At 63.0% G+C, this 24,804-nt stretch carries 24 protein-coding genes; 21 read left to right on the forward strand and 3 right to left on the reverse strand.

Features of this window, described 5'->3' with window-relative positions; genetic code table 11:
• Nucleotides 1–10: 10 nt before the first annotated feature.
• The 3 genes from dinB to ACO59D_RS00640 are packed head-to-tail and all read right to left on the reverse strand — an operon-like array spanning nucleotide 11 to nucleotide 3,226.
• Nucleotides 11–1,273, reverse strand: a complete 1,263-nt coding sequence (dinB, locus tag ACO59D_RS00630; protein ID WP_485125339.1) for a DNA polymerase IV — start codon at nucleotides 1,271–1,273, stop codon at nucleotides 11–13.
• A gap of 7 nt (nucleotides 1,274–1,280) precedes the next feature.
• Nucleotides 1,281–2,510, reverse strand: coding sequence for a sensor histidine kinase (locus ACO59D_RS00635; RefSeq protein ID WP_485125340.1), 1,230 nt, complete (start codon nucleotides 2,508–2,510; stop codon nucleotides 1,281–1,283).
• Between the two features lie 38 nt (nucleotides 2,511–2,548).
• A complete protein-coding gene (locus tag ACO59D_RS00640; RefSeq protein WP_130812140.1) occupies nucleotides 2,549–3,226 on the reverse strand; it encodes a response regulator transcription factor in 678 nt (225 codons plus the stop codon).
• Nucleotides 3,227–3,442: 216 nt separating this feature from the next.
• Between ACO59D_RS00640 and rpsP the strand changes: the two genes are divergently transcribed.
• The 21 genes from rpsP to pyrH all read left to right on the forward strand — a co-directional run bounded on the left by rpsP (nucleotide 3,443) and on the right by pyrH (nucleotide 24,802).
• A complete protein-coding gene (gene rpsP / locus ACO59D_RS00645) occupies nucleotides 3,443–3,778 on the forward strand; it encodes a 30S ribosomal protein S16 (RefSeq protein ID WP_485125341.1) in 336 nt (111 codons plus the stop codon).
• A 12-nt stretch (nucleotides 3,779–3,790) separates the two neighbouring features.
• Nucleotides 3,791–4,078 carry a KH domain-containing protein gene (locus ACO59D_RS00650; RefSeq protein ID WP_242622206.1) on the forward strand — a complete coding sequence of 96 codons (288 nt, stop codon included), beginning with the start codon at nucleotides 3,791–3,793 and terminating at the stop codon, nucleotides 4,076–4,078.
• Nucleotides 4,079–4,147: 69 nt separating this feature from the next.
• Entirely contained in the window at nucleotides 4,148–4,609 is a 462-nt protein-coding gene (locus ACO59D_RS00655; RefSeq protein ID WP_242622205.1) for a ribosome maturation factor RimM, read from the forward strand.
• Nucleotides 4,606–5,385, forward strand: a complete 780-nt coding sequence (gene trmD / locus ACO59D_RS00660; protein WP_130812137.1) for a tRNA (guanosine(37)-N1)-methyltransferase TrmD — start codon at nucleotides 4,606–4,608, stop codon at nucleotides 5,383–5,385. The genes ACO59D_RS00655 and trmD overlap by 4 nt, the downstream gene beginning before the upstream one ends.
• A gap of 1 nt (nucleotide 5,386) precedes the next feature.
• The gene (gene lepB / locus ACO59D_RS00665) at nucleotides 5,387–5,920 is read left to right on the forward strand and encodes a signal peptidase I (protein WP_242622204.1); all 534 of its coding nucleotides are present in this window, start codon (nucleotides 5,387–5,389) and stop codon (nucleotides 5,918–5,920) included.
• Between the two features lie 65 nt (nucleotides 5,921–5,985).
• Nucleotides 5,986–6,897 carry a glycine--tRNA ligase subunit alpha gene (locus ACO59D_RS00670; RefSeq protein WP_485125342.1) on the forward strand — a complete coding sequence of 304 codons (912 nt, stop codon included), beginning with the start codon at nucleotides 5,986–5,988 and terminating at the stop codon, nucleotides 6,895–6,897.
• Nucleotides 6,898–8,994 carry a glycine--tRNA ligase subunit beta gene (gene glyS / locus ACO59D_RS00675; RefSeq protein ID WP_485125343.1) on the forward strand — a complete coding sequence of 699 codons (2,097 nt, stop codon included), beginning with the start codon at nucleotides 6,898–6,900 and terminating at the stop codon, nucleotides 8,992–8,994.
• A gap of 63 nt (nucleotides 8,995–9,057) precedes the next feature.
• Nucleotides 9,058–9,462 carry a kinase/pyrophosphorylase gene (locus ACO59D_RS00680; RefSeq protein WP_485125344.1) on the forward strand — a complete coding sequence of 135 codons (405 nt, stop codon included), beginning with the start codon at nucleotides 9,058–9,060 and terminating at the stop codon, nucleotides 9,460–9,462.
• Between the two features lie 224 nt (nucleotides 9,463–9,686).
• A complete protein-coding gene (ppdK, locus tag ACO59D_RS00685) occupies nucleotides 9,687–12,443 on the forward strand; it encodes a pyruvate, phosphate dikinase (RefSeq protein ID WP_485125345.1) in 2,757 nt (918 codons plus the stop codon).
• A 97-nt stretch (nucleotides 12,444–12,540) separates the two neighbouring features.
• Nucleotides 12,541–13,602 (forward strand): deoxyguanosinetriphosphate triphosphohydrolase, encoded by a 1,062-nt coding sequence (locus ACO59D_RS00690; protein ID WP_485125346.1) that lies wholly within the window; start codon nucleotides 12,541–12,543, stop codon nucleotides 13,600–13,602.
• Between the two features lie 72 nt (nucleotides 13,603–13,674).
• Nucleotides 13,675–14,709 carry a DUF6273 domain-containing protein gene (locus ACO59D_RS00695; RefSeq protein ID WP_485125347.1) on the forward strand — a complete coding sequence of 345 codons (1,035 nt, stop codon included), beginning with the start codon at nucleotides 13,675–13,677 and terminating at the stop codon, nucleotides 14,707–14,709.
• A 324-nt stretch (nucleotides 14,710–15,033) separates the two neighbouring features.
• Complete coding sequence (rplS, locus tag ACO59D_RS00700; protein ID WP_130812130.1) at nucleotides 15,034–15,375, forward strand: 50S ribosomal protein L19; 342 nt, start codon at nucleotides 15,034–15,036, stop codon at nucleotides 15,373–15,375.
• 114 nt (nucleotides 15,376–15,489) lie between these two features.
• The gene (locus ACO59D_RS00705) at nucleotides 15,490–16,272 is read left to right on the forward strand and encodes a ribonuclease HII (protein WP_130812129.1); all 783 of its coding nucleotides are present in this window, start codon (nucleotides 15,490–15,492) and stop codon (nucleotides 16,270–16,272) included.
• 220 nt (nucleotides 16,273–16,492) lie between these two features.
• Nucleotides 16,493–17,104, forward strand: a complete 612-nt coding sequence (locus ACO59D_RS00710; protein ID WP_485125348.1) for a YraN family protein — start codon at nucleotides 16,493–16,495, stop codon at nucleotides 17,102–17,104.
• Nucleotides 17,104–18,615 (forward strand): YifB family Mg chelatase-like AAA ATPase, encoded by a 1,512-nt coding sequence (locus ACO59D_RS00715; protein WP_485125349.1) that lies wholly within the window; start codon nucleotides 17,104–17,106, stop codon nucleotides 18,613–18,615. The genes ACO59D_RS00710 and ACO59D_RS00715 overlap by 1 nt, the downstream gene beginning before the upstream one ends.
• The gene (locus ACO59D_RS00720) at nucleotides 18,612–19,577 is read left to right on the forward strand and encodes a DNA-processing protein DprA (RefSeq protein WP_130812126.1); all 966 of its coding nucleotides are present in this window, start codon (nucleotides 18,612–18,614) and stop codon (nucleotides 19,575–19,577) included. The genes ACO59D_RS00715 and ACO59D_RS00720 overlap by 4 nt, the downstream gene beginning before the upstream one ends.
• On the forward strand, nucleotides 19,561–20,904 hold the full coding sequence (gene trmFO / locus ACO59D_RS00725; protein ID WP_485125350.1) for a methylenetetrahydrofolate--tRNA-(uracil(54)-C(5))-methyltransferase (FADH(2)-oxidizing) TrmFO: 1,344 nt from the start codon (nucleotides 19,561–19,563) through the stop codon (nucleotides 20,902–20,904). The genes ACO59D_RS00720 and trmFO overlap by 17 nt, the downstream gene beginning before the upstream one ends.
• Before the next feature lie 68 nt (nucleotides 20,905–20,972).
• Nucleotides 20,973–21,884: a tyrosine recombinase XerC gene (locus ACO59D_RS00730; RefSeq protein ID WP_485125351.1), complete on the forward strand. Its 912-nt coding sequence runs from the start codon at nucleotides 20,973–20,975 to the stop codon at nucleotides 21,882–21,884.
• Between the two features lie 261 nt (nucleotides 21,885–22,145).
• Nucleotides 22,146–22,931, forward strand: coding sequence for a 30S ribosomal protein S2 (gene rpsB, locus ACO59D_RS00735; RefSeq protein ID WP_485125352.1), 786 nt, complete (start codon nucleotides 22,146–22,148; stop codon nucleotides 22,929–22,931).
• A 50-nt stretch (nucleotides 22,932–22,981) separates the two neighbouring features.
• Nucleotides 22,982–23,851, forward strand: a complete 870-nt coding sequence (tsf, locus tag ACO59D_RS00740; RefSeq protein ID WP_485125353.1) for a translation elongation factor Ts — start codon at nucleotides 22,982–22,984, stop codon at nucleotides 23,849–23,851.
• A 228-nt stretch (nucleotides 23,852–24,079) separates the two neighbouring features.
• Entirely contained in the window at nucleotides 24,080–24,802 is a 723-nt protein-coding gene (gene pyrH / locus ACO59D_RS00745; protein ID WP_485125354.1) for a UMP kinase, read from the forward strand.
• Nucleotides 24,803–24,804 lie beyond the last annotated feature (2 nt).

Raw genomic sequence — 24,804 nt, forward strand, 5'->3', positions numbered from 1 at the left:
TGTCTCACGCTCAGTCGTCGTTTTTCCCCATGGGAGCCGTACCCGTGGTGCGATCCTTGAAGCGCAGGTCTCGCCCATAGCTCACCGCGTCATCGCCAAAGCGGTCGCGTAGGGCGTCTGTGAGCTGCGAGAGGGCTGCGTGGTCGTGGGCATGGCCGTCTTCGGCTGCAGCCTCGTCGAAGAGCCCCATCTGCCGCCCGTGGGCCCCAGAGAAGTCAGAGATTCCCACGCCCACGAGGCGCACGGGCGTACCCTCCTGCCAGAGCCCCTCCAGAAGTCTTACAGCGACGGGGCCAAAGACGTGCTCGTCATTGGTTGGCGAGGAGAGCTGCCGCTGTGCTGTGCGCACGTGGAGGTCGGCGTAGCGGAGCTTGAGCGTGACCGTCCCGCCTGTGAGCCCACGCCTTCGCAGGCGCCTTCCCGTCATCGACGAGATGTGGAGTATGGCCGCACGCACCTCGTCCCCCGTCGTGAGGTCGTGGTCGAAGGTCCGCTCGTTCGAGACGGACTTGGCCTCCTCGGGCTTAGCACGTTCGGCCACAACGCTCCGCTCGAGTCCGGCTGCCCTTACTGCCATACGAGGGCCCATGACGCCAAATGTGCGCTCGAGCTTAACCGGGCTCGCCTTCGCAAGGTCGCCAAGCACCTGGATTCCCATGGCCACCAGGCGTTTTTCGGTGGCTGGGCCAACGCCGCTCATGGTGCTTACGGGCAGTGGGGCGAGAAACGCTTCCTCCGTACCAGGAAAGACCACGGTAAGCCCGCGTGGCTTGTCCCTATCGGAAGCAATTTTTGCGACCGTCTTGTTGATGCCAAGGCCAATGGAGCAGCTCACGCCAAGGGCGGAAACGCGTGCCTGGATGCGGCGGCAAATCTCGAGGGGGCTCTCGCGCGAGAAGCGCCCTGGCGTCACGTCGAAGAATGCCTCATCGATGGAGACCTGCTCGACGCGTGGGGTCTCGGCGGAGAGGATGCCCATCACGGCCGCGCTCACCTCGCGATAGCGCGTGAAGTTGCCGTGCGTCCAGATGGCGTTGGGGCAGAGCCTTCTAGCCTGGGCTGATGGCATGGCCGAGTGGACGCCATAGCGTCTCGCCTCGTAGGATGCCGTGGAGACCACGCCGCGGTGGTCTGCCGAGCCGCCAACTATCACAGGCAGCCCTCGCCACTCCGGATGGTCGAGCTGCTCGACCGAGGCAAAGAAGGCATCGAGGTCCATGAGGCCTATGGCCGGACCGTCCCACTCGAGAATGTCATGTGAATGCTCGTCCATGCCCCGATTATAGGGTGACCGTGAACGTGGTGCCCTTCTCAACGGTGCTTGTGGCCTTGATGGAGCCGCCGTGAGCGTCAATGATTCCCTTGCAGATGGCAAGCCCCAGCCCAAAGCCGCCGGTCTCCTCGCGGCTGCGCGCCTTGTCCGAGCGATAGAAGCGGTCGAAGATGTGCTCGAGGTCATCGGGGCCCATCGGGGCGCTCGCGTTGTTTACCGTAAGCACCGCGTGCTTGTCGGCCTTCCTAAGTTGCACATTGACGACAGTGCCTTTGATGGCGTACTTGGTCGCATTGTCGATGAGGGTGCGCACGGCACGTGCAAGCTGCGTACGGTCTCCCTGCAGATAGATGTTGGGCTCGATGTCCTTCTCGATGGAGCTGCCGCGCTCATACGCCACGGCATCGAACTCGATGGCGCACTCGTCCACGACCTCCGAGAAGTCGATATTCTCGAGAGCCAGGACGCGCTTTGCCCCGTCTGCCTGGGCCTCGTCGGTGCGCGCAAGCGTGAGCAGGTCCTCGACAAGCGCCTTCATGTGGGTCGCTTCGTCATTGGTGCTCTCGACCCATGTCCTTGTGTCTGGCGGCATGCGTGGGTCGTCGAGCAATATCTGCGTGTTTGCAAGGATTACCGCCAAGGGCGTCTTGAGCTCGTGCGACGCGTCCGAGACAAAGCGTCGCTGAGATTCCCACGACTTCTGGATTGGCTTCAAGATCCACGCCGAGAGCACCCAGACAATGAGGAAGAGCACGACCATGGAGACGAGGACAATGACGACGTCGGTCATGGTCTGCCTGGCGAGCGAGGATTCCACATACTGCGTGTCAACGATCGAGATGCGCCATCCCGTACTGTTTTGGGCGCGCATCCACGAGAGGCGAAGCTGGGGGTTGTAGCCAGAGTCCTCGCTCGACGAAAGCACCTCGGAGATGATTTGCGTGAGGATGTCGGGGTCGATGTAGTAGGAACTCTTGGCGATTATCGTGCCGTCGGTTGAGACGTCGGCGGAGAGCGTGAGCAAGTTGGTCCCATGCGAGTCCTTGTCGCCATCGGGCTCCCCAAAATGCGGCGTAAAGTCAAGGTCGCCCGTGAGTCCGCGGGTGAGCGCTGTGTTGACCATGTTTGTCTGGTTGATGTAGCCGCTCACCAGCGTGGAACCGAGCGCAACCACAAGCACCAGGCCTACGAGCGCCATGGTGATGACCACGAACTCCCTGCGAAGCTTCTGAAGCATCCCTGGCATCCCCCCTAACCGCCCGGCAGGCCCCGTCGCTAGTCCTCGAAGAGCTCCAGCCTGTAGCCAAGCATCCTGAGCGTGGTGATCTGGACCTTGGAGCCAACGTGGTTGAGCTTCTTGCGCAGGAAGGAGACGTAGGCCTCAACGGAGTTCTCCGAGGCCTCCGCATCGGCACCCCAGACCCTCGTGAGGAGGTCCTGCTTCGAAATGACGCGCGAGGAGGCGCTCATGAGCATGCGCATGAGCTCGAACTCCTTACCCGAGAGGTGGATCCTCTTGTCTCCGCAAGAGAGGTCGTGCGTCGTGAGGTCCAGCGTGAGGTCGGCAAACTTGATCTCGTCAATCATGACCTCGCCCTTGCGGCGAGTGACTGCCCTCAGGCGGGCGAGGAGCTCCTGGGCCTCGAAGGGCTTCGTCATGTAGTCATCGGCACCGGCATCAAGGCCCTCGACCTTGTCCTCGGTGGAGTTGAGTGCCGTAAGCATGAGGACTGGCGTCGAGATGTCTGCACGACGGAGCTCGTGCACCACGTCGTAGCCGTTCATGCCAGGCAGCATCACATCAAGGATGATTGCGTCATAAAGGCCGCTCTTTGCGCTTGACAGGCCAGACGTGCCATCGTAGACAGCCTCGGCGTTGTAGCCCGCATCGGAGAGGATACGGACAATGGCGTCGGCGAGGTTTCGCTCATCTTCGACAACGAGAACGTTCATGGGGTCCTCCTTCACTTGTGCCTTGCCTGCATAATCGTACGTTGTGAGACTTAAATCCCGCTTAAATTCAAAGCTGATACAGCTCGTTGACCCTTGGTTCACAAAATCTGCAACTTGCGCACATGCCACGTGGGCGTAGAATGTCTTGTTGCTATGTGGCTATGCGGTGCAGCCATGACACCACACCAGGGCACCGCTCGTATGGAGGAGTTTTCATTGGCAGTTAAGATTCGTCTGGCCCGTCACGGTGCCAAGAAGCGCCCGTACTATCGCATCGTCGTTGCGGACAGCCGCATGCCTCGCGATGGCCGTTACATCGAGCAGGTGGGTCGCTACAACCCCCTGACCAACCCCAAGACCATCGAGATCGACCTCGAGAAGGTCGACGCTTGGATCACCAAGGGTGCTCAGCCAACCAACTCCGTCTCTCACCTCATCGACGTTGTCCGCAACGGTCAGCCCGTCGTCGAGAAGAAGACCAAGATCTCCAAGAAGGCCGCTGCCAAGGCTGCCAAGGCAGCCGAGGAGGCTGCTGAGGCCGCTGCCGAGTAGGGGCGTTCCACAATGGATGACACCATGAACGACGAGGTCAACGAGGAGCAGGAGATTCCCTCTGACAAGGTCGCCGACCTCGTCGAGTACATCGTCTGCGGTCTCGTTGACAATGAGGGCGCCGTGTCACTTGACGTGACCGACGGCGACGAGGGTGCGCTCATCGAGGTCACCTGCGCCGAGGCGGATGCCGGCAGGGTCATCGGCCGTAAGGGCCGTACCATCAAAGCCATCCGTACCCTCGCGCGTGCCCTGGGGCAGCGCGTGGGGACTTCTGTCGAGGTCGAGGTCGTAGGCTAGGCAACCTTGCGGGATCGCTACAGAGTCATAGCCCGTGTAGAGAAGTCGCACGGAAGAGGGGGGGAGGTCGTGACGGTTGCCGTTCACGGCCTTCCCCCTCTTGTTCGCGAGGGCCTCGAGGTCTTCGTGGTGCCGCCCCGCCTTAAGGGCCCTAGGTCGCATGTGGTCGCAAGTGTGAGCGACGGGCCTCGTGGCCAGCTCGTCTCGCTCTCTGGGGTGGGCGGCATCGAGGGGGCCGATGCCCTGCGCGGACGCTACCTCCTGGCTCGAGAGTGCGACCTTCCTGACGACGTGGCGCTTCATGACGCCGAGGCGCTCCTTGGGCGTGAGGTGGAAGACGAGAGACTCGGCTTCCTCGGAACCATCGGCGAGGTCATGGTTGGCCCAGCCAACGACGTCTGGGTTATCGAGGGTCCCTTTGGCGAGGTCCTCGTACCCGTCGTGGACGAGGTGGTCTCCGAGGTTCCCGACAATGGCCCCATTGCGGTGCGCACCCCCTCCGGCCTCGTCGATGGGGGCGGGGACCAGTGATCATCGAGACCCTCTCCGTTTTTCCAGGAGTCTTCTCGCCCTACCTCGATGCGTCGATCATGGGGCGGGCACAGGCGAGGGGCATCTTCTCGTTTACCGCGCATGACCTTCGCGACTGGACGCATGACCGCCATCGAACGGTGGATGACGCTCCCTTTGGGGGAGGGCAGGGCATGCTCATGAAGCCCGCGCCCATCTTCGAGGCGGTGCAGGGCCTCTCCTCGCGTGGGGAGTGTGCCCCGCACGTCGTGTTCTTCTCGCCCTGTGGTACGCGCTTTGACGAGGCGACAGCCGCCCGCTTGGCCAAAGAGGAGCGACTCCTCTTTGTATGCGGCCGCTACGAGGGTATGGACGAGCGGGCCTATAGCCTGGCAGACGATGTGCTCTCGCTTGGGGACTATGTCCTTACGGGCGGGGAGCTCCCCGCCCTCGTGGCCATCGACGCCATCGTGAGGCTTCTCCCCGGGGCTCTCGGTGACGAGATGAGCGCGCAGGACGAGTCCTTCTCTGGTGGGCTTCTCGAATATGCGCAGTATACGAGGCCCGCGGACTACGATGGCCTGCGTGTGCCGGAGGTCCTGCTTTCCGGCGACCACGGCGCCGTGGACGCATGGCGCAGGAGAAGCGCCATTGAGCGCACCGCTCGATGGCGTCCCGACCTGCTCGATGGCGCGGGGCTCTCGGATGAGGAGTGGGAGCTCGCCCGTCGCGTGATGGGGGAGGGCCAGGCTCCGCACGAGCCTGGCGATGATGGTTCTGCAACAGGAGGCGAATAGCGTGGCCAAGGGTCCCACCAAAGAGAGGCACGGAGGCCTTCTCGATATCGTCGTGACCATACTCGTGGCACTTGGTGTGGCGCTTCTCCTGCGCACCTTTGTCGTGGAGGTCTACGAGGTGCCCTCGGGCTCGATGCTCGAGACCATCCAGGAGGGCGACCTGCTCCTTGGCGAGAAGGTCTCTCTCAACTGGGAGTCGCCCAGGGCGGGCGACATCGTGACCTTCGAGAGTCCCCGTGAGCCCGGTACCACCCTGGTGAAGCGCGTCATTGCCGTGGCGGGGCAGACCGTCGACCTGCGTGACGGCAACGTCTATGTAGACGGCACCCAGCTCGACGAGTCCTCCTATACGCTTGGCAAACCCAGCTACTCACTCTCGGACCAGGCTGGCTCTGCGGGCATTGCCTACCCCTACACGGTCCCGGATGGCTGCGTCTGGGTCATGGGTGACAATCGCACCAACTCGCTCGACTCGCGCTACTTTGGCGCGGTGAGGGTGAGTGCCGTGACATCGAAGATACTCTGCATCTATTGACCGATCTCAGACGCGAGGGCGCTGTAGCGTCTGCGTCGCGACCCCCGTCAGGAGGAAGGACAGATATGAGCGAAAGCCCGCTGACGTTCCAAGACACGATTCTCGCCCTTGAGCATTACTGGGCCGACAAGGGCTGTACCGTCATGCAGCCATACGACTCAGAGGTGGGCGCGGGAACATTCCACACGGCTACGCTTCTGCGCTCGCTCGGTCCTGCTGCCTGGCGGACCTGCTATCCGCAGCCGTGCCGCCGCCCCGCTGACGGCCGCTATGGCGAGAACCCCAACCGCCTGCAGCACTATTATCAGTTCCAGGTGCTCCTCAAGCCCTCGCCAATCGACTCCCAAGACCTCTACCTTGGCTCTCTTGCCGCCATTGGCCTTGACCCTGCCGAGCACGACGTGCGCTTTGTCGAGGACGACTGGGAGAGCCCGACGCTGGGTGCCTGGGGCCTTGGCTGGGAGGTGTGGATGGATGGCATGGAGGTCACGCAGTTCACCTACTTCCAGCAGGTCGGTGGCATCGAGGTTGACCCGGTGCCGGCAGAGATCACCTACGGTCTCGAGCGCATTGCCATGTATGCGCAGGGTGTGAACTCCGTCTATGACATCACGTGGAGCTACCTGCCCGACGGCACCCCCATGACCTACGGAGACGTCTTCTACGAGAACGAGCGCGAGTTCTCTTCCTACAACTTTGAGGTGGCGAACGTTGACCTCATGCGCGAGAAGTTCGACGAGTACGAGGCCGAATGCCACTCCTGCCTGGACGCCCACCTGCCGCTTCCCGCCTACGACTGCGTGATGAAGTGCAGCCATGCGTTTAACCTGCTTGACTCCCGCGGGGCAATCTCCGCCACGGAGCGTGCCAACTACATCCTGCGCGTCCGCACCGTTGCCAAGGAATGCTGCGAGGCCTACCTCGCCGAGGTCGCTGGCGAGAAGAGCGCGCCCGCCAAGAAGGGGGAGGTGGCCTAGATGGCCGAGACGAGGGACTTCCTGCTCGAGATAGGCTGCGAGGAGATGCCGTCCGCCCCGCTGAGCCACGCCGTGGTGCAGCTTGGTGACCTGATGCGCAAGGGTCTTGACGAGGCGGGCCTTGCGCACGGCAACGTGGAGACCCACCAGTCTCCGCGTAGGCTCGTAGCGCGCGTCCACGACGTCGCCCCTGCCACCGACGAGCTCAATGAGGTCAGGCGTGGCCCGGCGGCAAGCATCGCGTTTGACGCTACCGGTGCACCCACCAAGGCCGCCCAGGGCTTTGCCCGCAAGTTTGGCGTTGACGCATCCGGGCTCGCACGTCGCGTGGACACCGACGGCCGGGAGTACGTCTTTGCCGAGAAGCACGTGGATGCCCGACCTGCCGCGCCCATCCTCTCGGCCCTCTCTGAGCGGGTCATCGGCTCAATCGAGTGGCCCAACTACAGAAGCCAGCGCTGGGGCTCCGAGCACCAGACCTTTGTGCGTCCCATCCGGTGGATCTGCGCCCTTCTCGGCAACGAGGTCGTCCCCGTAAGCTATGCCGACGTCACAAGCTCCGGCACCACATGCGGGCACCGTGTGCTGGGGCCAGGGGACCACAGGGTAGAAAGTCCCGCGGTCTACGCCGATGTACTGCGCGAGAATGGCGTGCTGCTCGAGGGCGAGCGCCGCGCGGCCATCCTCGAGGGCGTCCGGCAGGTCGAGGCAGAGCGCCCTGGCTCCCACGTTGACACGCCCAAGCGCACGCTCGATGAGGTCGTGAACCTCTGCGAGTGGCCGACGGTCCTTGTCGGCACCTTCGACGAGGAGTTCCTCAAGGTCCCGCACGAGATCATCTGCGAGTCCATGCTTTCGAACCAGCGCTACTTCCCCGTCTACGACGGCGAGGGCAACCTCACGCGCGAGTTCGTGGTTGTCTCCAACGCCGACCCCAAGGTCTCAGCGACCGTGGCCGACGGCAACGAACGTGTTGTCCGCGCCCGCCTCGACGATGCCAAGTTCTTCTACGAGGAGGACCTGAAGGTGCCCATGGACGAGTTCGTGGAGCGCCTTGGTACCGTCGTCTTCCAGGAGAGGCTCGGCACCGTGCGTCAGAAGGTCTCCCGCATGGAGGTCCTTGCCTCTGCGGTGGCACAGTCCGCCGGCGCAGACGAGAAGGCCTGCGGGCTCGCAAGGCGCGCCGCGCATCTCGCCAAGGCAGACCTCGTGAGCCAGGCCGTGGTCGAGTTCACCAACCAGCAGGGCGTTATGGGCGGCTACTATGCAAAGGCCGCAGGCGAGCCCCAGGAGGTCTGTGACGCCATCCGCGAGCACTATCGCCCTCGCTTTGCCGGCGACGAGCTTCCCTCTGGCCTTGCAGGCAAGTGTGTGGCCATTGCCGATAAGCTCGACACCGCCTGCGGCATCTTTGCCATCGACGAGCCGCCTACGGGCTCCTCCGATCCCTTCGCCGTGCGCCGCGCTGCCATCGGTGTGATTGCCATGCTGCGCACGCTTCCTGCCGTCCACCTGCGTCCTCTCATCAACCTTGCGCTCTCGTCTTACGCCGAGCAGGGCATTGCCTTCGACGCGGATGCCGTAGCCGCGGCCGTGGCCTCCTTCTTCCAGGGTCGCCTTGCTGCCATCGCCAAGGATGAGGGGATCGCACCCGACGCCATCGAGGCCGTGAGTGCCATTGGCGTCATCGACCCCGACGAGTTCGTTCGCCGCGCGGCAGCCCTTGACCACGCCCGCTCCGAGAGCCCCGAGCTCTTCGAAGACCTCGCCACGGCCTATGCCCGCGCCGCTCACCTCGCCGACGCCGCGCTTGGCACCGAGGTTGACGAGCACCTTCTGGGAAATGCCGAGAAGGCGCTTCTCGCTGCCTGTGAGGAGGGCGAGAAGGCCGTCTCCTCTGCCCTTGGGTCTGGCGACTTTGCTGGTGCCTGCGAGGCGCTGGCGGATCTGCGCGCACCCATCGACCGCTTCTTCACCGACGTCCTCGTGATGGATTCCGACCCGTCCGTGAGGGACAATAGGCTTCGCCTTCTTAACCGTTTCGCTGGAGTCTTTGGTGACGTCGCCGATATTGGCGCACTTTCGAAGCGAAAGTAGTGCAAGAGCGGTTACACTTGCTGCAACGTCCCCACACGATTGCGTCATTTGGGAGGATCGACTATGAGGAAACTTGATCTGGACGACGATGTCTTCAGCCACGTTGTCCCCGCCATCTACGTGCTCTCTGACGCACGTGGCGAGACTGCAAAGGCCGTTGTGGAAGCCGCAGCCGCACAGTTTGGCGATGGCTCCGTCGAGATTATCCGCGTGTCAGGCGTCGAGAGCGTCGAGCAGGTCCGAGACTACTTCGACAAGAACTTCGACTCCGACAGGCCCAGCGCCGTCTTCCACACCTTTGCAAACGGCCAGCTTCGCCGCGAGATTCGCCGCGAGCTCGACAGGAGGGGCATTCCCTCCATCGACCTTCTGGGGCCTGCCGTCACGGTCATCTCGACACTTACGGGCGAGGAGCCGAGCCACGCGATTGGTGCCACGTACTCTGGGCGTCCCGCAGAGAACGAGTAGCGTCAGCCAATCAGGGTGCACTCCGTTCAGGGAGCTGGACTAACGTCTGTCCCCATTTTCCGTCCGTTCACCGGCTTATTTTCCCGTCCACCGGTTGGTACTTGAATTTGGCGTCCGTTGGAAATTGGTCTGTTTAAAATTGAGCGCTGCGGTAGCCCGAGCCTGGGCATCCGATGTGAGTGCGCGCCACGAGGCGTGTCTGGTTATTCGAACAGGGGAGTGAAATGTCTGAGAAGCACGTGTACCGCTTCGGAAAGGACGAGAACGGCAACAACGTGACCGAAGTTGCCGGTTCTGCCGTCGACGAGGCGAAGTGGATCACCGGCGGCAAGGGCGCCAACCTGGCGGAGATGGCCAACATAGGCCTCCCCGTTCCTCCGGGGTTCTCCATCACCTGCCAGACCTGCGTCGCTTATTCGTCCGCTGGCAACGTCTGGCCCGACGGCGTTCTCGACGAGATTGACGTCTACCGCAAGGATCTCGAGAAGCGCATGGGCAAGAGGCTTGGCGACAAGGACGACCCGCTGCTCGTCTCCGTCCGTTCCGGCGCCCCGTTCTCCATGCCCGGCATGATGGATACGGTCCTGAACCTCGGTCTTAACGACGATTCCGTCCAGGGTCTCATCAAGAAGACCGGCAACCCCCGCTTTGGCTATGACTCCTATCGCCGCTTCGTCCAGATGTTCTCGGGCGTTGTCATGGGCGTCGACGGCCAGCTCTTCGAGGACGCCATCAACGCAAAGAAGGCCGAGCGCGGCGTGAAGCTCGACACCGAGCTCAACGCCGACGACCTCAAGGACCTCGTCGTCACGTTCAAGCAGATCTTCTCCGATAACGTCGACCCCGTGAAGTACCCCGAGGTCGTCGTTGACGGCAAGCCCGTGTTCCCGCACGACCCGTACCTCCAGCTGCGTCTTGCTGAGCAGGCCGTCTTTGGATCTTGGAACACCCCGCGCGCCATCCTCTACCGCAAGCAGAACAAGATCCCCGATGACCTCGGCACCGCAGTCAACGTCCAGTGCATGGTCTTCGGCAACATGGGCGACACCTCGGCTACCGGCGTCGCGTTCACCCGCAACCCCGCCGACGGCACCAACGAGCGCTATGGCGACTTCCTGGTGAACGCACAGGGCGAGGACGTCGTTGCCGGCATCCGCAACACCGAGCCCATCTCCGACCTTCCCAAGACCCCTGGTCTCGAGGAGGCTGGCAAGGAGCTCTATCACGTCTTCGAGATCCTCGAGGATCACTACGCCGACATGATGGACCTCGAGTTCACCATCCAGGAGGGCAAGCTCTGGATGCTCCAGACCCGCGTCGGCAAGCGCACGGCGCTCTCCGCGCTCAAGGTCGCCATCCAGATGTACGAGGAGGGTCGCATCTCCCGCGAGACCGCCGTCATGCGCGTCGCTCCAGAGCAGCTCGACCAGCTCCTGCACCCGCAGTTCGACCCCAAGGCCAAGTACGAGGTCCTCGCCAAGGGCCTGAACGCCTCCCCTGGTGCCGCCACCGGTGCCGTCGTCTTCTCCTCTGCCGACGCGGAGGCCTTCAGGGAGGCCGGCAAGCCCTCCATCCTCGTGCGCTGGGAGACCACGCCCGATGACCTCAAGGGCATGGTCGCTGCTGAGGGCATCCTCACGTCCCACGGCGGCAAGACGTCCCACGCGGCCGTCATCGCCCGTGGCATGGGCGCCCCCTGCGTCTGCGGCGTCGAGGCCCTCCACATCGACGCACCCAACAAGGAGTGCAAGGTCGCAGGTACCGACGTCATCCTCCACGAGGGCGACATCGTCTCCATCGACGGCACCACGGGTGACGTCATCCTGGGCGAGGTGCCCCTGGTCCGCCCCGAACTCGGCGGCGACCTCGAGACCATCCTCGACTGGGCAGACGAGGTCCGCAAGGATCCTTCGTGTGGCCGCGTGATCGGCGTCCGCGCAAACGCCGACAACCCCGCCGACGCCCAGCTCTCTGCCGACAACGGCGCCGAGGGCATCGGTCTCGACCGTACCGAGCACATGTTCCTTGGCGAGCGCAAGCAGCTCATCCAGAACTTCATCCTCGCTGAGTCCGACGACGTCAAGCAGGATTCCCTCAAGAAGCTTGGCGAGGCCCAGAAGGGCGACTTCCTCGGCATGTTCAAGGCCATGGACGGCAAGACCGTCATCGTGCGCCTGCTCGATCCGCCCCTGCACGAGTTCCTCGACAGCCCGCGTGACCTCGAGGTCGAGATTGCCAAGGAGGAGTGCACCGGCAAGGACTGCACCGAGAAGCGCGCCCTTCTCGCCAAGCTGGACTCCTTCCAGGAGGCCAACCCCATGCTCGGCCTCCGCGGCTGCCGCCTGGGCATCGTGTACCCCGAGCTCAACGTCATGCAGGTCCGCGCCATCGCGGGCGCTGCTGCCGAACTCAAGAAGGAGGGCTTCGACCCCAAGCCCGAGATCATGATCCCGCTCGTCGCCTTCGAGACCGAGATCGAGCTCGTCCGTGCCGGCGTCGAGAAGACCCTCAAGGAGGTCGAGGAGGAGACTGGCGTCAAGCTCGAGATCCCCATCGGCACCATGATTGAGCTCCCTCGCGCTGCCATCACTGCCGACGAGATCGGCAAGCACGCCGACTTCTTCTCCTTCGGCACCAACGACCTCACCCAGACCTGCCTCGGGTTCTCCCGTGACGACGTCGAGTCTGCGTTCATGCCGCTCTATCTCGAGAAGAAGATCGTCAAGCGCAACCCGTTCGCGACCGTCGACCCCGGCGTTGCCAAGCTCGTCCAGATGGGCGTCGAGGGTGGCCACAAGGCCAACCCCGACATCGTCTGCGGCGTCTGCGGCGAGACCGGTGGCGACCCCGAGTCCATCCAGGTCTACTATGACCTTGGCCTCGACTACGTGTCCTGCTCGCCGTACCGCGTACCCATCGCGCGTCTTGCTGCCGCGCAGGCAAAGATCAACTCCAACGGCGGTCCTGCCAAGGTCGCCTAGTCGGTGGATGCTGATGCGCGTCTAGCTCAATGGGGGGAGAGGCCTGGCGCCTCTCCCCCCATTTTCTTGACAGGGGTTTGTCCCATAAGGGGTTCTCATGAGGGTTCACGACAGAGATGACCAGCTCGCTTACGAGGAGGAGGCGCTCTCCGAGCACGCCGCAAGGAGCGCGCAGTCACAGGGGAGGGACGTCCCCGAGGAGGAGGACTACCTCAGGCCCTGCTACCAGCGCGATCGTGATCGAATCCTCCACTGCAAGAGCTTTAGGAGGCTTGCCAACAAGACCCAGGTCTTTCTCGCGCCCGAGGGCGACCACTACCGCACGCGACTCACGCACACGCTTGAGGTCGCGCAAATTGCCCGCACCATCTCGCGCGCGCTAGGGCTGAACGAAGACCTCACGGAGGCCATTGCGCTCGGGCACGACCTTGGGCACACGCCCTTTGGCCACTGCGGCGAGCAGGCCCTCTCGCACGCCATCGCGCGCTATCGAGGCATCGATCCATGTTCCACGGCGGCTCAACACCTCTTCCGGCACAACAGGCAGAGCGTGCGGCTAGTCGAGTGTCTCGAGAAGGACGGTCGCGGCCTCAACCTCACCTGGGAGGTTCGGGACGGCATCCTCTGCCACACGGGCTCGAAGCGCGCCCAGACGCTCGAGGGGAGGGTTGTGGCGTGCGCAGACAGGATTGCCTACGTCTGCCACGACATCGACGATGCGGAGCGCGCGGGGCTTCTCACCGAGAACGACCTTCCCCTGGCGCCGCGCGAGCTTCTCGGCGACAGCTCTTCGGGGCGCATCGACACGATGGTGCGAGACATCTGTGCTGGCAGTGCCGAGGCTGGTGACATACGCATGTCGGATGGCGTGTGGGACGCGATGATGCGGCTCCGCTCCTTCCTCTTCGAGTCCCTGTATACCAAAGGCGACGCCAAGGAGGAGGAGCCGAAGGCCTCGCGCATGATCGAGCTTCTGTTCGACTACCTCGTGGTCCACATGGATGAGGTGCCCGAGGAGTATCTCAAGCACGATGCGGACCACCCGGACGTGCAGGTGGCAGACTACGTCTCGGGCATGACCGACCGCTATGCCGTGCGCGTCTTCGAGGACCTCACGGTACCACGCTCGTGGAAGGGCGTCATGACCCGTGCGCATTGAGGTGGCGGATATCTCTGGCGGACGGTTTTCTGGTAGGCTCTTCACGTTCTGGTTTACGGCTTGGGAGGGTGCATGGCTGGAAAGCACAGTCGCGGCAAAGAGAAGGGCACGGGGCGGGGGCTTCTCGTCGTGGCCTGCGTGTTTGTGGCGCTTGCCGTGGGCGTGTTGGCACTGGCCATGACGGGCAACCTTCGCCCGCTTGTCGAGAGGGCGTTTCCCAATTTGGTGGAAACCACTGCTGGGGAGACCCAGCGGCAGGCAGACGCGCAGGATGCGTCACCTGCGCAGGCTTTGGGGCCCAAGGCGTTTACCGATTACACCTGGGATGAGCTCTCGCAGATCTCGGCAAAGCTCGCCTGCGCTGCTTCAGATGAGGAGGGCATCGAGATTGCCCGTGAGTACAACCTGGCAGACGCCTTTGGGGTTCCCGTCTCGGATGCGCGCGAGGTTGTGCTCGATGACAACACGCTGGCCTACGCGCGAATTGTCGGATTCCGCCATGACCAGCGCGCAGATGGCTCCGGGGTCGCGGGCATCACGCTCATGGTCTCCATGCTTGCCGAGCAGCCCATGGAGTCCGCAAATACAAGCGATGGCGGATGGGAGGCATCGTCGCTTAGGGCCTGGCTCGCTTCCGATGGCCTCGCACTTCTGCCGGACGACCTTTCCTCACGCATCGTGAGCGTCTCGAAGCCGACCAACAATACCGGCGTGACCTCTGATGTGGCGTCGGTCACACAGACGGAGGACGCGCTCTGGGCCTTCTCTGCCGTAGAGGTCTGTGGACAGATTACCTGGTTCGAGGATGAGTTTTCCTCCGAGATATCTTATACGGCAGGCCTGGACGAGGTTCTCAACGCCGAGGGCACGCAGTATGCGTATTTCTCGGCAGCAGGTGTGACCGGGGAGACCGGGGGGACGTCTGGCGCCCTTGCACTAACGTACCGTGGTTCCGCTCGCCCCTGGTGGTACCGTTCTGCGTACCCATTGAACTACGCAGACGCCAGCTCGAGCGCGTACTTCTTTAGGGCAAGCGAGACGGGCTACCCATCCTCGGTGGGGCAAGCGAATACTACCTCCGGCGTTGTGGCGGGCTTCTGCCTATAGCGTTGTTCCGGTGTGAGTGGGCTGCCTTGGCGGCATGGCTTTGTATCCGCATTCGCGCCGTTTAGGGATTTCTCGAGCGTATGGCAGGTCTAACCGGCGATTTATTACGAGTTGATGGCTATGGCTGAAGATTCCGAACGCTTAACCGTGGCTAAGTGTTCGGAAAGCACAGGTTGGGAGTATGCGCGCCCAAGGCGATAGTGCGGGTCACACATATGTAGTTCTTGTCCCATCGGGCTCTGTGCTCTATAATTCTCACTTGTGTGCAAGCCTATGTGCCGTTCGCACGCGCGTCGGCACCTCTGGTCAGAGATGAGGAAGAGCATGGATTACATTCGCGCCATCGAGCGTCAGCAGATTCGTGAGGACATCCCCACGGTCCTGGTTGGCGACAACGTCAAGGTACACTATCGCATCATCGAGGGCGACCGCACCCGTGAGCAGGTCTTCCAGGGTGATGTCATCCGCATGAGCGGCGCTGGCTCCCGCGAGACCTTCACCGTCCGCAAGATTAGCTTTGGCGTTGGCGTGGAGCGCACCTTCCCCCTTCACAGCCCCAAGATCGCCAAGCTCGAGGTTGTCCGTCACGGTGCCGTGCGTCGTGCGAAGCTCTACTACCTGCGCGATCGCGTGGGCAAGGCCGCTCGCATTCCCGAGAAGCGCTAGCGTTTCCCTTTGCCTGTCCTGGAGGGGCTGCCCGCATAGGGTGGCCCCTCTTCGCTATGCATTCGTTCTGCGCTTTGGACGCGGTGTTCGTTGTCTTTGGCTGGAGGAAGTCCCATGGCTAGACCTGCTACCACGGCTCATGAGGTGGCTGCGCTTTTCTCCTCGGCTGATGAAAGCGAGTTTGCCAAACTCGATGCCCGCTATGCCGATGACCCCCGCAAGCAGGTTCAGCATGCGCGCGAGGTGGCAGCAAGAAGGCTGGGGCGCGAGCGGGCGGAGCATGAGCGCGTACTGGGCATGTATGCCAAGGCTCGAGAGCTTGGTGGCCCAGGGCTTGTGCTTGGCGTCGACGAGGTTGGTCGCGGGGCCCTCGCCGGTCCCCTCACCGTTGCCGCCGTGGCACTGCCGGACGAGCCGGTTGTGTGGGGCATCAATGATTCCAAGCAGCTGACTCCCACCCAGCGCGAGATCCTCGCTGCGCGGATAGCCGATGTTGCGTTAGCGATTGGCATCGCCCATGTTGAGCCTGCATCCATCGATGCCTTGGGTATGGCCGTTGCCCTGCGCATGGCCATGAGGCGCGCAATTGATGATGCGGACGTCGACGCGGGTGCGGTTCTCATTGACGGCAACCCCGTGCACGTGAGTCCCAGGGAGGTCACACTTGTCAAGGGAGACGCGCGTGTCTCGTGCATTGCGGCTGCGTCCATTGTGGCAAAGGTGACAAGGGATGCCCTGATGGTCTCGCTTGCAGAGGAGTACCCCGGCTACCACCTTGCCGAATGCAAGGGCTATGGGTCTGCCGAGCACATCGCGGCCATCAAGGCGCACGGGCTCACGCCCATTCACCGCGTCTCGTTCTGCGGGAACTTCCTCGAGACACCTCCACTGTTCTAGAGCGGCTCTGGTTCCGAGTCCCCAAAATTCTCCCAACGTGTTTTGATTTTGACACTTAGAGATGGAGCCGGTCACTCCAGGCCCTCTCGCTGGGCGTATTCGCTTCGGCCATTTTGAACCGTCGGCCATCTGAAAGGCATGCGTCCACGCAGCGTCAGAAGCGTGCAAGCGCACGGTGGCATCATCGCTCTCCCGTTTGGTTACGAGAAGGGAGAGCTCGATGGGTAAGTCGGCGTTTGGTACAAGTGGCATATCTGGTTGGCCTGGCGGTGGAGGGTATGCGCATAGCGAGTTCTGCTTTGGGCACATCCCTCGAGACCATGACGATGACGGGCTGGGTTTCGGTAGTGTCGGCGAGACAAAACTCGTCGATTTTGACGAGGGCGATGGTGCCGGATGTGGAGGCAACTCAAGCTCACCGAGGAAGCCTCTTGACGAGTACACGACAAAGGAACTCGGTGCACAGGGTGAACGTATTGCGGCGAGCTTCTTGGCAGACCATGGCTATCGCATCCTGGACATGAACTGGCGGTGCCCAGCCGGCGAGATTGATATTGTCGCCACCACGGACGACCCCGATGAAGACCTTCGTCGCAGCGCAATCCTCGTTGAGGTGAAGACCAGGCTCGCCTTGGGAGATGAGGCGGATTACGTGCCCGAACTCGCGGTTGACCCTCAGAAGAAGCTCCGCTACCGCATGCTTGGCCTCTACTATCTAGTGCAGCACACCGAGCTTGACTCAGTTCGCTTTGATGTTGTCGCCATCAACATCGTAGGCGAGGGACAAGCAAAGCTTCGGCACCTTCTCGGTGCGTTCACCTGGGACGACTGATGGGAAGCCCGGATGTGCGCATCCCCACGGCGACGCTGAGAGGAGTCGAGGCTGTTCCCGTGACCGTTGAGGTGAGCGTCTCGGGCGGCATTCCCGGTCTTTCCATCGTCGGCATGCCAGATGCCTCTGTGCTCGAGGCAAGGTCACGGGTGCGCTGTGCCATGAAGGCGTGCGGATACAAGATTCCCAGGCTTCACGTGACGGTGAACCTTGCCCCAGCAGAGATTCGCAAGACGGGAACCGCGTTCGACCTCCCCATTGCTGTTGCGGTGCTAGCCGCAACAGGGCAGATTCCGCTTGAGGGTCTCTCCAGGCTGCTCTTCGTTGGCGAGCTTGCGCTTGATGGCGGTGTTTGTCCTCCGAGAGGTGCCGTGGCATATGCGGCACTGGCCGAACGCGAGGGGCTCTCTCTTGTCTGCTCCGAACAGACACGGCTGCCTTGCGCCCTCTCCACGCAAGCGTTTGGCATTCCTGCCATCTCGCGTCTAAGGGCGGGTGCCAGAGAGCTTCCACCTCTGGGGGCACATGCGCTTGGAGCAGAGCGCCTGGATACGAGCGAAGAGGCCCACGCGCTGGACTTCTCGGACGTTGCCGACCAGGACATCCCCAAGCGGGCCATGGTCATCGCGGCTGCAGGCCGTCATGGGATACTGATGGTGGGACCTCCAGGTGCGGGAAAGACCATGCTTGCGCGCAGGATGCCCATGATCCTGCCGCCGCTCTCGGACACCGAACGCTCCGAGTCCATGCTCATCCACTCGGTTGCAGGTCAGCCCATCGAGCCTCTCGAGCGAGGGGAGCGGCCCTTCCGGGCGCCGCACCACTCGATCTCGGTGGGAGGCCTTGTTGGCGGGGGTAGGCCAGTGATGCCGGGGGAGGTGTCTCTCGCCCACGGAGGCGTGCTCTTCTTAGACGAGCTTCCGGAGTTTGCGACAAACGCATTGCAGTCGCTTCGCCAGCCACTCGAGGACCACGAGGTTCGCATTGTGCGGGTGGACGGAGTCTATGTCTTCCCCTGCGACTTTCAGCTGGTGGCCGCAGCAAACCCCTGCCCCTGCGGACACCTTGGCGACGAGGGGCATGAGTGCACGTGTGCGCCCGCGAGGATCGCCTCATACCAGGGGCGCATCGGAGGGCCTCTGATGGACCGCATCGACGTGGTCGTTGATGTTCACCGGCCCGCTTCGACTGACGTAATCCGTGGCTCTGTGGGCGCAAGCTCGGAAGAGATGCTCGATCAAGTCATGTCGGCGCGAGAATTCTCTTCCTGGCGAGAGGCGCGCGACGAGGCACGCCTGGGAGACAGCATCCGCGGAGTTGCACGACTGGGATTCGAGCCTGCAGCACGAACGTTTTTCGAGGAGTCCGCCGAGAGGATGGCACTTGGCGGTCGCGGAATAGCGCGCGTGGCGCGAGTGGCAAGGACCATTGCCGATCTGGGGGGTCACGAGCTTGTCTCGCGTGATGATGTGGGGGAGGCCCTGCAGTACAGGTCGAGGAGGCAACTATGAGCGGCTTTGCATCCTGCTCAGACAAGCGCTGGGAACTCGAGCCCGAGGATGACGCATATCCGTCAGCGCTCCTCGACCTGGACCCTGCACCCCCTGTGCTCTATGGCAGGGGAGACCCCACCGTGCTCTCGGGCCCCTGCCTTTCTGTCATAGGCGCGAGAAGGGCAACGCCGTATGGCATAGCTGTTGCGGAGATGGCTGGTAGGGTTGCGGCAGAATGTGGAATTGTCGTTGTCTCGGGTGGTGCCATGGGATGCGACTGTGCGGCGGGTCGCGCCGCGCTGGGGGCGGGTGGGAGGACCGTCGTGGTATCGGGGTGCGGAGCAGACCTTGTGTACCCCTCTAGCTCGGTCGATGTCTTTGAGGGGGCCGTGGCGACCGGTGGCGCGGTCATCTCGCTCGAGCGATGGGGCGCACAACCAAGGCGCTACGCCTTCCCCAAACGCAACTCCATCATTGCGGCGCTCTCAAGCTGCCTCTTTGTCACCGAGGCGGGCATGCGTTCAGGTACCATGAGCACGGCAGACGTGGCGGTAGAGCTCGGCCGGAAGGTCTACGGCATTCCGGGCTCGATCTTCTCGCCCCTTTCTGCCGGTACGAATTGGCTCATATCTGAGGGTGCTCGCGTCATCTGCGACGAGGCCTCGCTCGAGGCGGCGATCTCTCTGGACTACGGGCGCCTGCGTTTCACCGACGCCCCCGGAAGGCCCGAGGACATCGGTCGCGTACTCTCGGCTCTTGTCGCCTCGCCGTCTCGTGCCGATGACCTTGCCGCACGGTTGGGGGAGGGCGTCATCACCGTCCTGAGCGCACTCTCGGACTACGAGGCCGCGGGCGTGGTGACCAAGCTTCCAGATGGAAGATACGCACCGACACGCGAGTTCTATTTGTCGCACAATGGTCCTGCCGCGGCCAAGGGAGACACGGCAGGCGCTGAGGAGGAGCATGGACCAGACAGTTGACGTTGTGGGCGCAGGCCTCGCGGGAAGCGAGTGTGCCCTGGAGCTTGCCGAGAGGGGCGTGAGGGTGAGGCTTCACGAGGAGCGCCCCGTGCGCATGTCGCCAGCCCATCACACCGATCGCTTCGCCGAGCTTGTGTGCTCCAACTCGCTCAAGTCGACCAGGCCCGAGGGTGCCCCGGGTGTGCTCAAGTGGGAGCTCGAGGCCATGGGCTGCCGTCTTCTGCCCATCGCCCGTGATTGTTCGGTTCCCGCTGGAGGGGCCCTGGCGGTTGACCGCGACCGGTTCTCGCAGGCGGTTACCGATACGGTCCTGGCACACCCTCTGATCGAGGTCGTTCGCGAGGAGGTCACGCAGATTCCCGATGGGCCCTCAGTCATTGCCGCTGGCCCCCTCTGCTCGGATGCGCTCTTCGAGGCCATCTCGGCCAAAGTGGGAGCGAGGTCCATGTCCTTCTATGACGCGGCGGCCCCGATCGCCTCCGCCGAGAGCATCGATTGCGCCATCGCCTTCTCCCAGTCGCGCTATGAGGAGGGGAGCACGGGTGACTACCTCAACTGTCCCATGGAACGCGACGAATACGACATCTTCATGGATGCCCTGCTCTCCGCCGAGCGCGTCATCGCGCGCGACTTCGAGCAGACGGACCTCTTCTGCGCCTGCCAGCCCATCGAGGAGGTGGCGCGTACGGGGCATGACTCCCTACGATTTGGGGCTCTGAAGCCTGTGGGCCTCACAGACCCTCGTACGGGCAGGCGACCCTGGGCGACAGTACAGCTGCGTGCCGAGAACGCCCAGCGCAGCGCCTACAACCTCGTTGGCTTTCAGACGAATCTCACGTGGCCTGAGCAGCGCCGGGTCTTCAGAATGATTCCCGGCCTTGGGGAGGCGGATTTTCTGAGGTACGGCGTCATGCACAGGAACTCGTTCGTTGACTCACCCCATGCCCTTGACTCCTCTTTTGCCATCCCTGGGACGAAGACGCGCCTCGCCGGCCAGATCACGGGAACCGAGGGATACGTCGAGGCCATAGCGTCTGGCCTTCTCGCCGCCCTGAACACCTACGCCGACCTAGCAAGACTGCCCCACGCGGAGCTTCCTGTTACGGGAGCCCTGGGCTCGCTTGTCGCCTATGCGACAAACCCCGCAACGGTGGACTACCAGCCCATGCACGTCAACTTTGGGCTGGTTCCACCCCTGGAGAACGCCCCGAGGAGAAAGGATGACCGCAGGCGTCTCATGGCCGAGCGCGCCCGCACCGACATGGCCGCGTTTGTGGAGGAGAGAAGCGACCTCTTTGCCAGCGCCAGACGAGGCGTGGAGCAATGAGCCCCTATCATCGGGAGGGTGGCTCCGCTTCGGGCCCGTCCAGGCGTGAGGCGTCTTTGGGCGCAAGCGTGCTCGCAAAAGAACGTCGTGACTTTCTCGCCTATCTTGGACGGGTCCGGGGCCTTTCCGAGAACACCATACGAGCCTATCGGGCAGACCTCGCCTCGTTTGCCTCCTGGGCCGAGCGCGAGGGAGTGGATCCGCTGTGCGCAACCCACCGCGAGCTACGCGGCTACCTTGCCGACCTTACCCGCGGTGGCTACACCGTGCGTACCGTGGACAGGCATCTCTCGGCGGTGCGCGACTTCTACGGGTGGATGCTTAGGGATGGGGCCTGCTCGATCGATCCCGCGGCGGCACTCGCTACGCCAAAGGGGGAGCGCCACCTTCCCAAGACGATGTCGGATGAGGACGTGCAAAAGCTCCTTGCCACGTGCGACCCTTCTACGGCGACGGGCCTGAGGGATCGCGCATTCCTCGAGCTTCTCTACGCGTCGGGTGCCCGCATCTCCGAGGTGTCTCGCCTCAACGTCCCCTCGATTGATTTTGGCCGGGCCCAAGCCACGCTCTTTGGCAAGGGCTCCAAGGAGCGCATTGTGCCACTGTATGGCGTTGCCCTCGACTGGCTGCGGCGCTACCTCGACGAGGCCCGCCAGGGGCTTGCCTCGCTTGCCAAGCGCACGCCACCAGAAGGTCCCGCCGGGGCGCTTTTCCTCTCGACCAGGGGAAGGCGCATGAGTGCGGACGCCTTGCGCACCGCATTCGAGGCGCACGTGCGCCTTGCAGGGCTTGACCCAACGCTCACGCCGCACGCCATGCGCCACACGTACGCCACCGAGCTTGTCGCGGGAGGAGCGGACCTGAGGAGCGTTCAGGAGCTCCTGGGACACGAGAGCCTCTCGACCACGCAGGTCTACACGCACCTCTCGGTGGACCGGCTGAAGGACGCGACCCGCCATGCACATCCGAGGGCGCAGTGAAGCACTTCTGCTTTGGGCCCAAGCCGCTCAAATCAAGGTGAAACGGTGAACCCGCGCGCACCGGGTCCGCCGCTTGCCCCTGTTGCCTTTTCCCTGCTATACTTCTCAATCGCTGCGCAGATGCCCAGCATGTCGCTGCCAGGCGGCAACAACACACACGCACGACGACCCGAAGGCCGTGGTGCCCCGGGCTCTAAGCCAGGCCAGGGGTGGCACTTCGGGGATGACATCGCGCGGAGGACCAACCAATGGAGGTCAAACATGGCTGCTAAGGTTACCATCCAGACCCTTCTCGACGCAGGCTGCCACTACGGTCACCAGACCCGCCGCTGGAACCCCAAGATGAAGCCCTACATCTTTGGCGAGCGCAACGGCATCTACATCCTCGACCTCAAGCAGACCCTGTTTGATGCCGACAAGGCCTACACCTTCCTGCGTGAGACCGCTGCCAAGGGCGGCAAGGTCCTCTTCGTGGGCACCAAGAAGCAGGCCCAGGAGCCCGTTCAGACCCAGGCAGAGCGTGCCCGCATGCCCTACATCAACCAGCGTTGGCTTGGCGGCATGCTCACCAACTTCGTGACCATGCGCTCCCGCATCGCCCGCATGGAGGAGCTCGAGGCCATGGTCGAGGATGGCCGCATGAGCGCCCTCCCCAAGAAGGAGCAGGCGCTTCTCACCAAGGAGCTCGACAAGCTCCAGAAGAACCTCGGCGGCGTCCGTGACATGGCCTCGCTCCCGCAGGCCATCTTCGTCGTCGACACCAAGCGCGAGGAGATTGCCGTCCGCGAGGCCAACCGCCTGCACATCCCCGTCGTCGGGCTTCTCGACACCAACTCCGACCCCGACGTCATCGACTACGGCGTGCCCGCAAACGATGACGCCATCCGTTCCGTCTCCCTTATGTGCGAGCTTGCGGCTGACGCCGTGCTGGCCGGCACCGGCGAGACCCAGGTGACTGCCGAGGAGATGCAGACCGGCGAGGCTTCCGCGCCCGTCGCAACCGAGGAGGACGCCGCTCCTGCCCCCGAGGCCCCTGCGGCTGAGTAGGTCACGCCCACCGCACACCGACACGCTCACCAATACTTCTGGAGGTTCACATGGCACAGATTACTGCCGCCCTCGTCAAGCAGCTCCGCGAGATGACCGACTCCCCGATGATGGAGTGCAAGAAGGCCCTCGTCGAGGCCGATGGCGACCTTGACAAGGCCGTCGACGTCCTCCGCAAGATGGGTCTTGCCAAGGCCGTCAAGCGCGCCGGCCGCGAGACCAACGAGGGCACCATTGCCGTTTACGTCTCCGATGACGCCAAGGTCGCCGCTATAGTCGAGCTCACCTGCGAGACCGACTTCGTGGGCACCAACGGCAAGTTCAAGGACTTCGCTCACGCGATTGCCGAGGTTGTCGCCAAGAGCAACCCCTCCGACGTCGATGCCCTCAAGGCTTGCCCCATGGGTCAGGGCACCGTCGAGTCCGAGCTTACCGAGATGATCCACGTCATCGGCGAGAACATGAAGATCAACCGCTTCGGGCGTCTCACCGCCGAGAATGGTGCCATCGGCTGCTACATCCACCACGACGGCAAGCACGCCGACATGGTGAGCTTCTCCTTCTCCAAGCCCGAGACCGCTTCCGCCGACGAGTTCAAGACCTTCGCGCATGACGTTGCCATGCAGGTCGTTGCCTCCAACCCCGTCTCCGCCGTGCGCGAGGATGTCCCCCAGGACGTCATTGACCACGAGATGGGCATCTACAAGGCTCAGGCCGCCGAGTCCGGCAAGCCCGAGGCCATCCAGGAGAGGATTGCCCTCGGCAAGCTCGAGAAGTTCTACAAGGAGAGCGTCCTCACCGAGCAGGTCTTCGTGAAGGATTCCAGCGAGACCATCTCCTCCCTTGCCAAGAAGGTCTCCAAGGACCTTGGCGACGACATCAAGGTTGTTACTTTCGTCCGATTCAACTTCGGCGAGTGACACAAACCCTGGTTCATACAGAGTTCTCCATCGAGCCCCGTCAGGCGTAGGCCTGATGGGGCGTTTTCTTGTCTTGCCCGCAGGCTTAGGTAGATGAAATGTCCTCCGTATGCAGAGACCCTACACTCGCCGAGGGCGCACGGGAGCAACCTTGGAGCTCTGATAGAATCGACAGGGTTACGGTTAAGGCGAAGGGCTGCCGAGACGTTACTATGAATGGAGGATTGCTTGTCGACCTACAAGTACCAGCGCGTTCTTCTGAAGCTTTCCGGTGAGGCCCTCATGGGCGACCAGACCTTCGGCATCGACCCTAAGGTACCGCAAAGGCTCGCCGAGGAAATCAAGCCCGTGTGGGAGGACGGTGTCCAGATTGCCGTCGTCGTGGGCGGTGGCAACATCTTCCGAGGCATCCAAGGCGCGGCTGCAGGCATGGACCGCGCGCAGGGTGACAACATGGGCATGCTCGCAACGGTCATCAATGCCCTATCGCTGCAGGACTGCTTCGAGCGCAACGGCATGGACTGCCGCGTCATGAGCGCAATCGAGATGCACCAGGTATGCGAGACCTATATCCGCCGCCGCGCGATAAGGCACCTCGAGAAGGGTCGCGTCGTTATTTTTGCCGCAGGCACCGGCAATCCCTACTTCACGACCGATACCGCCGCTGCCCTCCGCGCCTGCGAGGTGGGCGCTGAGGTTTTGATGAAAGCCACCAAGGTCGACGGCATCTACGACGCCGACCCCGTCTCTCATCCGGAGGCCATCAAGTTCGATACCATTACCTACAAGGAGGTCCTCGCCCGCGACCTCAGGGTAATGGATGCCACGGCAACCGCCCTTTGCCATGACAACAAGATGCCTATCATGGTCTTTGACATGGACCAGGATGGGATCTTCATGAAAGCCCTCGTGGGCGAGAACGTGGGCACCACCGTCATCGAGGAGGAGTAAGC

Source organism: Tractidigestivibacter sp. (genome assembly GCF_057241865.1).